Here is a 10,451-nt window from a genome sequence, read left to right as displayed (position 1 = left end):
TCTTCTGTATAAGTGTTCGTTACAGTTGCGGTTGCTGTCGCATCCTTGGTGACTGTGACATTACCTTCCCCACTGACTGCTAAGCCATAGTTTGCAACTGCTGTTCCGGTTTGCTCTTCACTTACACTGTAAATTCCTACAGGTATGTCATTGATCGTTACGCTTCCGTTTGCCGGCACGCTGATTCCTGTCTTGGTTGCTGTTATGCTTCCATCCTCTTTGACATACTTTCCATTTGCATCTGTTACATAAATTGTAAAGTTCTTGCCTGCTGCTCCAAAGTCATATCCTACAACTTTCTTGGCTACAGTTAAGCTTCCCTTATCCTGGGTGTAAGTGTTCGTTACGGTTGCGGTCGTGGTTGTATCCTTAGTTACCTTAACATCCCCCGTTCCGGTTACTGTTAATGCATAACCAGCTTTTGCTGCATCCGTTTCATTCTCGGCTACTGTATAATCTCCAACCGGAAGATCCTTGATCGTTACGCTTCCATCGGCCGGTACTTCAATATATACCTGAGCAGCACTTTCTTTTCCGTCTTTGTCATAGTATTCATTTGTTGTCTTATTCTTTACAGAAATCTTATATGTTGTTCCTGCATCCGGTGTATACGCACCACTTACTACCTTTTCAAGCTTCAGATCACCCTTCTTTGGTGCTGTAGAATTATCAAATCCCAACGCATCTGCTGAATAGGAACCTGCAACCGGTGTTCCATCCGATTCATATTTCTGAACGGACACATTCTTGGTATAGATACCTGATGCTGCATTTGCATCTACTTCCAACGATATAATATAGAAGGAAGCGTCATATGTCATTCCAGGGACAGTACCTTCCTGCTCAGACACTACATAATAAAAAGTTTTTCCGATATCAGCTGTGTCATACTGAATCTCTCCAAAACTTCCTACACCGGTAACTGTACTGGAAGTTACAGTTTTTCCAACTCCGCCTGATTTTGTAGAATACGTTACTTTTCCGGCGGCAAAACTTGGTTTGTTTATTTCTGTCAGGTCAAATGTAAATTCTTCATAACCCTGCAGTGAGTCTGTATCTCCATCAACCGTTTTCTTAACTGTAAAGCTGCCCGGTTTATTCTCATAATACAGATAACCGCTGTTAAATCGCTGATCTACCCAGCTTGGAGCAACCACATCACTGTTACTCTTACTTACCATAAAGTAATATGGATCTTTATTTACTTCAAAATTATCATCTGCAGTTGTTTCATACAGTGCAAATACCTTATCATATGCAAGACCGCTAATCTCCTTGGTACCATCAGCACCTAAAGATATATTCGTCATAACAGGTGTAGGACCAATATCCTTTGTCCACTCACCTGCAGCATTTTTCTTACATTCATACAGGGCAAATGTCGAGCCATTCAACATCTGCATCTGCTTATTGCTATCTGTCCAGTACTTATACAATGTGATCGTACCTGTTACAGATTCTGCCCATACGTTCGGTTTCTGGACAATTGTTGAAATACTTGTATTTGTTGATCCGTTTGATCCTGTATAACCTGTAAGGCTGAAACTGTTCGAAGCATTGGAAGCATTCAGCGAACCACCAAATACCTGATTAACTTCTGCTCTGTATACAAGCTTCAGTGCTTTGCCATCCGGCAAAGCCATCTTTACAGTTCTGCTGTTGCTGTCATATGAATAAGCACATCCGGAAGTAACATCCGTCCAGTTTGAACTGTCTTTTTCCGGATCTCCTTCACCGGTATATTCATAAATGTGAAGAGAATCAACCTGGAAGATCAACGCGCTGCCCATTTTATCTTCGGCATAGATTGTCTTTCCATTTGCAAGTTTTGCAGCATTTGTATTGACATATACGGTATATTCCACAACCTGATCTTTGACTGTTGTAGATTCACCATTGTTCTTCTTCTGATCCAGAATATATACACCTGACTTCTTAACTGTATCTCCAGGTGTTAACGTATTCGTTGTTGAACCATTACCTTTGGTCTCTCCATTATAAGAAACCTCTGCATTGTTTGTTACACTGATCGTAGCACCATTCTTAACATAATCTGTTAATATATCATCTGCTACCGATGCAGAATATGTAATCTCTGCCACATACTTGGTAAATGAAGTATTCGATGCTACATCTGCTATACCATCCAATATCTGCTGTGTAACAGGGATCGAGTATGTGATCGTATGTCCGCTGATGCTTCCCGTGATGGCTGCTGCACTGCCATCTGCCTGTGAATACCACTGGTTTGCCCATTTTTTCAGCTGCAGCTCAGCATCATCATTAAACTGCAGCGTATCAGGCAGCGTATCAGTAACTGTGATCACATCGCCAACCTTCAGATCATCGGAAATCTCAGATAAATTAATAGATAACGAATAATCGATCGTATTCAGTTTTGTTGTGCTGACCGTTCCTGTCTTATCCAGACTATTTGTATATTTATAATTTGCTTCTGCATCCGCAGAGAACTTTGTATCATTCTTATCCTTATAAGTCAGATTTGCATGGTTAATAAAATTTGCCCCATCTGTAAGATTTTCCGGCTTGGTAATAATTGTAACCTCTATAACCTGTCCCTTCTTTGATGCGATATACGCATCATCAAATCGGAACTGGATACCCCACTGATCTGCTTTCGTGACAGAAGCTACAATTCCATTTCCGGCTACCAGAGAACCATTGTTGATGACATTTGTTCCCTCAATATCCACATTAGACACAAATGACTGCCAGCTTCCATTTGATTTATCGGATTCATTTAATGACACTTCTGTGATCGTATCTGATGCAGGTATATTGATTGATATCTTCCATGTTAATGTACCATCTGCATTTGCTTTTACAAATTCCTTATCCAGAATACCCTTGCCATCTGTCTGCATGGTACCGGTCTTTTTATATTTCGTTCCATCAAAATCTACATCTACATCATTTGTAAGCACTGTCGGAAGTGCAGAATCCAAGGCAGTATCTGCTACATCCGTTGTATATGTGAATTTGTATGTATCACCATTCTTTGTAAAGTCACTAAGCTTCAGATCAGCAAGGCTTACCCCTGCCGGAAGACCGGAAGCTGTAAGATACTGTCCTAATGTATCCTTGATCGCTACATTATTAATATCAAAGGTTGGATCCTTTGTCAGATCTCCCAACTGAAGCTCAACTGTCCATGTGATTGATGTCTTCTTGCCGGATGCATCCGTGTTCCAGGTTCCGTTCTTGGACAACGATGGTTTTCTGATATTAAGCCCTGTTGTAACACTGCCTGTATCCTTGTCATTGTCCTTATTCGTCTTATATTTTACTGAGAACTTATTGTCGAAGATATTCACATCACCTTCCGCAAATGCCTGCTTTACATCTGCTGCACTGACTGTTACATCATAGGTGATCTTCGCTGTTTTTGCTGATTCATCCTTCGAATCAAGAACCATGCCTGACATTGCTGCCTGTGCATCTGACCAGCTTGTGTAACCGGTTCCGTTTACCTGTATATTTGATATATTCGTAAGCGCAGAACCCATCGTCTCTGTTGCATCCCCGAGTGTAACCTTGCCATTATATGCCGTGACCGTTACTTCATAGGACTGTGTGATAGAGCCATCCGGATTCCATGTTACAGCACCCTTGCTCTTGTTGGAGCCTGCATAGCTTTCGGCCTCATTCAGATCAACATTAACAGTAAAGCTTGCATCTCCGATCTTAATCTTTCCTTTGTCTTCTGTATTCAGATCAGACGATGAAAAATCAACCGTTCCATCGATGTTCGCCCATCCATTGATCTCACTTTCTTCCAGAAACTCATCTCTTAAAGTGATATAATATTTGCCCTCTTGTATATACCAGGTACCAACATCTTTACCACTTTCATCATATAGAACAGTTTCTGCATAATCGTTAATTTCAATTCCCTGTGATTTCAGGTCGACTTCAAAATTCTTTACACCGGAATTGTTAGCGATTGCCCATTTAAATGATATTCCAACGCTGTCTCCATTTTTCACGTTTGAATCATCTTTGACTACCGTTCCATTCACAGTAATTTCAAAGTCACTGAGAGTCAGTCCATCCGTATTTGCCAAAGGAGTAATTCCCTTTTCGCTCTCCTCTGCATCTGACGCTGTCGCCGGCTGTGCACTGTTTCCAGCTTTTGCACTGGTACTTCCAAGACCTGTTCCACCGCTGACTGGTGAACAAACTGAGAAGACCATGAGCAATGCCAGTAAAAGCGCAACTACTTTTTTGCTTTTTCTTCCCATTCTCTTTACCTCCATTTGTTGTTCTTGTTCTCTTTATTCTTTGTTGTTCTTTGCTCTTTTGTTGCTTCCTTCAGATATATTATTATACGCATCTCTTTAATTTTGAGCGCAAGAAACTGCTATACCTGAATATAGATATTTAATATTATACACAACCGGGTCTTCATTTCAATATATTTTCACCTAATTCTTTATAAATATAACCAGGAATCCCATATTTCGTTTATTCCGTAAAGAAACGCTCTCTTCGCATAACAAATTTCTGGAGTTTTTTACTTTATAAGACAAACTTTCCTATAAAGTAAAAAGAGCCGCTCCCCATAATCGGGAACGGCTCCTGTATTGTTGTCACATTTTCTATCTCTGTTGCTGCAGATATTCTGCAACCCGTCTGACTGAATTACCATCGCAGTCAGCAAATACGTCTTTTCTAAATACTTCCAGCTTCTGATAATCATATGATTCAATCTGTCGGATCTCATTCACCAGATCTTCTGCAGACTTCACGATCGGACAGAACATTTCATTTGCAAATTCTTCTGCTGTTATCTGAATGCTGTCTTTTTCTATGAATGTCTCATAATCATATGCAGATGAATACATCGGTTTTCCAAGCAGTACACTCTCAAAGAATAAAGCACTGTAATCTCCTACGATCACATCGGCTGCCATCAGCAGTCTTCGTGCCGGAATCTCTTTTTCAAGCACCTTGCAGAAACCAGGGATCTCGTACTGTTCCAGGTTCTTTTCCTTCTGACCTGCCTGATCAAAATGAAGCACAACCATGTACTTATCCTGAAGCGCTGTCTGCATTTTGCTCAGAGAAAGCATCGCCGTCTTTCTGGTTTCTTTATCTTTTCTCCAGCTTGGCATATACAGAATGATCTTACGTCCATTCAGCTCCGGTATCAGCTTCATAAGTGCATTTCTGGATTCCTCTATCAGCTTCTGGTCAAAATACTGATCCGTATTGCAACTTCCCTTCAGTCCACAATAAACATTTCCATTTCCGGAATAGGTCTTACGGAACAGATCTTCCTGTCCTTCAGACGGAATCTGAAGCACCGAAACCGGATTCTGTGCAGCAAGATGCGCACCCTTTCTCTTCCACCTAATCTCATCAACAGCCTGAAGTTCTTTCTTATATAATGAAAATGCAAGCTCTGGCAACATAATCTGCTCTGTTTCCTCCCGAAGTTCACAGCGACACAGGATTGAAACAGGTTTTGAAGTCACAATATATCTTGCTGTTGCAAGCTCCCTTGCTAATAGCAGAAGATCCGTCTTTTTCTGATCCAGCATTAATACCTTACAGGAGATCTTCTGTTCCTTCAGATATTCCTTCAACTGGAACAATGGATCATTATTTGTGAGTGCTCTTTCAGATAACAGAACGATCTGATCTACAATATCCGTTTCCGGAACGACCAGCTCATATGCCTCTGCAAATTCATCCGCAACCTTCTTCAGCTCCTGATATTTCTCATAAAATTCTTTATTCTTTTTCTGCTCATCCTTTGTAACCAGATTATCGTAATCCTTGTAATGTGCAAGCAGATAATCACGCACACGCTCCATGGAATGTCCGTCGCAGTTTGCAAACATCTTCTCCCGGAACTGATCCATCTTCTGATAATCATAGTGATCGATCTGCTTCAACTGATCCGCAAGCTCCTGTTCGGTTCTGACGATCGGGCAGAACAGGTTCTGATCAAATGCATTTGCATGCAGGGACATATTCAGCCCCTTGATGATCTTCTCATAATCATAGGCGGTCGAATATGCCGGCTTACGCAGAATCGTTGTCTCAAAGAAGGAATCTCTGTAATCACCTACGATCACATCACTTGCTACCATTAAGGCACGGATCGTCATACCATTGTTCTTGTTAATACATTTACTGAAGCCTTCTACTTCCAGTTCATTCTTAAATCCATTCTTGCTCTGGATCACATTCAGGCTGACAACCACACAGTACTTATCACCGATCAGTTTGCTTAATGCCTGCATATTGAAGATTCTCGCCCATATGCTGCTGGAATTCACTCTACGAAGCGTTGGCATGTACAGGATAACCTTTCTGTCTGCTGTCTCCGGGAAAAGATTCTGCAGCTTCTGTTTTGCCTCACTGATGAAGTCCTTATCAAAATACATATCCGTACTGCAGTTTCCATACAGAACTTCCCGATCCATTTCCTTTGGCGAGAACTGCTTATCAAATTCCGCTCTCTGATGTTCCGATGGAACCTGAAGGATATCCGTATCATTATTCAGGACATAATCAAAATATTTCTGCTTCCATTTGAGGAAATAGCGAACCTCATACCCCTGATTATAAAGGTTAAATGCATTATCACGAAGCATGATCATATCTGTTCCCATTCTGAAGGATGTCCGACAGAACAGGTGGATCGCTGCCGGAACAATAATGTATCTTGCAGATGCAACAATCGCTGCAATCTCTTCATCCGTCTTTTTGGTGTTACCCATACGAAGCAAAACAACCGAAAATTCCTTATGTGCTTTCATCATTTCTGCCATCTTGCCAAGATATCCGGATGTAAAATTCTTCGCATTTGTTACAAATACGATCTTGTTCTCAATACCGTATACATCCGATGCCTCGTCATATAATTCGGCAAATCGCTCTGCACGCTCCTTGATCTCTTCGTATTTCTCTTTGTATTTTCTGTTCTCTTCCAGTTCTCCTTCTGATAACAGTCTGCCGGAAGCATATCCATCACCCGGCATGATCTGGTACATCTCAAAATACCGTCTCTTTACTTCTTCCGAAGCACGGGTTACAGACATGGTGATACTCGTCGTAACACTTCCCATTCCACGGGTTTTCTCCTTCGACGCAAAGCTGTCTAACATCTTCATGGTAAATGGCGGTGCAAATTCACGCTTCTTACCATAGAGGGAAATCGAATCTACCAGTCCACCGATCTGCTCAGCAAATTCCTCATTTTCCAGATTATTTCTATAATAATTCAATGCAAATTCATACAGCATCCGGTCTGTATCTTCCGGTGTATGAAGTGGAAGCTTCGCATACTGATATGCAAATTCCGGAAGAAGTCTCTGCATGGAGTCAAACAGGCTCGTATCGTGTGGAACCGGAACAATGATCGGCTCTACCCTGCCATCTACTACCTGATATTTCTCAATACTCTTATATGGCATATTTGCAAAGATACCTTCCATAAAGAACTGTGCTGTATTATTGGTTGTAAAATTATATCGTACGGAATGACCAATCGTCGGAAGTACCGTTCTACTGTAATAGTAAGGTACATCCACTTCTTCCCCTACAATATCATGCCACAGTCTGACAAAGCAGTCCTGTGTATAACCTCTGCCCCAGTATTCCACAAAGGCAAATTTCTCTGTCCGGTCAATCTCCTGCTCCAGATATCTGCTGACAAGTACACGTTCTTCTGCTCCCTTTTTCATCAGATACTGATTATAGCTTTCGGACTTTTTAAATATGTCGATCAGACCATTTAATACTTTCTTATCTGTAAAATTAACTCCATCCAAAACAACCGCCGGGAAAAACTTACGGAACTGACGGTCTGTCAGATCCATTGCTTTTAACAGCTTGTCCTTAGAAGTGATATTTCCAAAACTGCCATATGGCTCCCAGAATTCACGGTCAACCTCATGGATAAAAGAAGGGATTCTCCATGTTCTTCTGGATGCATAGATGTATTTTGTCTTTACGTTAAGTCCCCGCGCCTCAATGATCGCATCTGCAATCCGTTTTAATGGATGTCCGTCACGGGAAATGAAATATAACGTCTGATATCCTCTTCTGATTGCATCCCGAAGCGCCCAGTCTACATATGGAACCATGCAGATCGTCACAAATGTGGATACAAATTCATCTCTTGTATATACTGCCTTTGCAGCCATTCTGGTCTGAAGTGCAGCCACCAGATAGGAATCATACGTTCCAAGCTGTTCTACCAACTGTGTCTGAATATCGGAAAATTCCGGTTTTGTAACCTGTCTTACTTCGATTCCGATCTTTCTTGGTGGATTGTGGTCGGCAATCGGATTATCACCATAATGAACCCACTTCTTAAAATCATAATATGGTTCAAAACTTGCAAATACTTCAAAGAATAACTGCTGTGATACCTTCTGGACTCCATATTCACAGGACAGATACAGTGGCAGTTCTGTCAACATCGGATCTGCTCTGCGGAGCATCTCAAGGATTACATCCTTCGGCAGATACATATCACTGACCAGAATAACCGTATCTTTCTGTGCCAGATATTTTTTAATCATATCGATCTGCTCCGGCAACGGGATTACATTGTCATATTCACATTCCAGTTCCCAAGCCTTTAGCTTCTGTACCTGCTCATCTGTCAGATTATATACGGATGCCATACGGACAAAGATCTCATCAAACTGGATCTCAACCTTTTCTGATTCGCGAAGTGCAATTGATTTATTATAATATTCTCTTACATTTGCTTCTGATGTTTTACGGATTGATGGATAATTCAGAACAAGCGCTCTTGGGAACCCTCCATCCTCCTGCATTTTTTCCTGTACATAGTAGAAAATGCCAACCGGATCGAGTACCTTTCTGGAAAACAGCGTATCAAAGATATCAAAGCTATACAGAGTTGGAAGCTCTACCTTCTCCGGTACAAATGCGATCGTGCTGTCAATGATCTTATCCATACTGTCTGAAGTAGAATACTCCCAGTACAGCTTACTGATCCGATCCAGACTATCGCTGATATCGTCTTTCTCATATTCCGAAAGTGCCTGAACCAATTCATCAAAATTCTTACATTTTCGGCCCGGTGTAACCTCATCATAATCCATCGGGAAATCCAGATCGTCATTGTCAAAGTCAAACGCATACCGCAGGAAATGCTTGCAGCCTGCCGCAATAAAATCTGTAAATATAGAGGAATAATCCATGATACACAGATCAATCTTATCTAAGATCTCATAGAAATCATTGGTATTATCCCAGAACAAAAGCCATTTGCAATCTGCATATCTCTGCTTTGCCCAAAGGAAGCCCTGTTCCTTTTCAAGCAGCGGATGCATCTTAAATATCATCAACAGATGCTCTTTCTCACATACCTCTATGATACGGTCAATATCCGGAATTGCCTTTGAGAACAGCTCACCATCCGAATTATTCCGATACGTTGGTGTATATGCAACAATCTTGGTATCCTCCGGGAGCCCCTTCTGTCCGATCAGATCATGGTCATATGTTTCAATCTTCTTATAATTCGCCTGATACAGGCATCTTGGATATCCGGCTCTTACGATCTGCTTCTCCGTTAATCCAAGCTCCGCCTTTGCTATATTCTCAATAAATGCAGATGGTGCCAGATATAATTCATAGGTACGATAATATTCATTTCTTGCAATATATTTCTTTGCAAGCTCCGGCAGTAAACGTCCTTCTTTGATCTTACGCTCTACAACCTTTACACCGCCAACACCGTGCCAGAGATTCAGATACTTTGCTTGTTCCAGTCCATCCGGAATAAATGCCTTTACCTGCTCAGAAACCAGTACGCCGGTATAGCTGATGATCGTTTCTGCCTGAGGTGTTCCCATGCGATATGCATGAAAGCCCATACCACGGATCATCTCGATCAGTTCTACATCATCACACAGCCAGTATGGAACAATATCTTTTCTATAATTATTGATATACAAAAACAAATATTTTGGATTCCCCCGAAAATCATTACTGTACTGTCCGGCACAGAACGCCCATACCTTGTCCTTTTCTTTTCCCGCGCAGATCTCATGAACATGAGCGGTTTCCTCTGCATTTATCTCATCTTCCATTGCCCGGATCTGATCCAGTTTTTCCTGCTTTGCCTGTTCGATCAGTTCTTTTTTCTGTTCAATATCTATCTCCTGATCTTCCAGTATTACTTTCTCTGTAATATCAGCTTTCCCTGCAGCCTCTGTATTGATTTCTTTTCCATCTATTTTTTTATTTAAAAACTTTTTTAATACACCTAAATGCATTGATCCTGACTCCTCTTTTTGTTAATGAACATAATTAAATTTATTATAGAACATAACATAAGTTCAGGCAAGCCCATGTTATATTTATTAAGATAGCATCTGTAGGATTACAATACATGTGTTACAACTGAATATAAAAAAAGCAGAGAAGCTTCTTTT

The 10,451-nt window shown here is 41.1% G+C and carries 2 protein-coding genes; both read right to left on the bottom strand.

From position 1 onward, the window contains the following. On the bottom strand, positions 1 to 4,262 hold a 4,262-nt coding region (locus DWW85_RS12595), incomplete at its 3' end, for a DUF5979 domain-containing protein (protein WP_147340911.1). A gap of 357 nt (positions 4,263 to 4,619) precedes the next feature. After that, a complete protein-coding gene (locus DWW85_RS12590; protein WP_117808858.1) occupies positions 4,620 to 10,292 on the bottom strand; it encodes a CDP-glycerol glycerophosphotransferase family protein in 5,673 nt (1,890 codons plus the stop codon). Positions 10,293 to 10,451 lie beyond the last annotated feature (159 nt).

It is taken from the genome of Clostridium sp. AF17-21AC (genome assembly GCF_003461365.1).
GTDB classification, from domain to species: Bacteria; Bacillota; Clostridia; order Lachnospirales; family Lachnospiraceae; genus Coprococcus; species Coprococcus ammoniilyticus.
The sequence above is the reverse complement of the archived record's forward strand: the minus strand, read 5'-3'. Positions and strand labels throughout refer to the sequence as shown.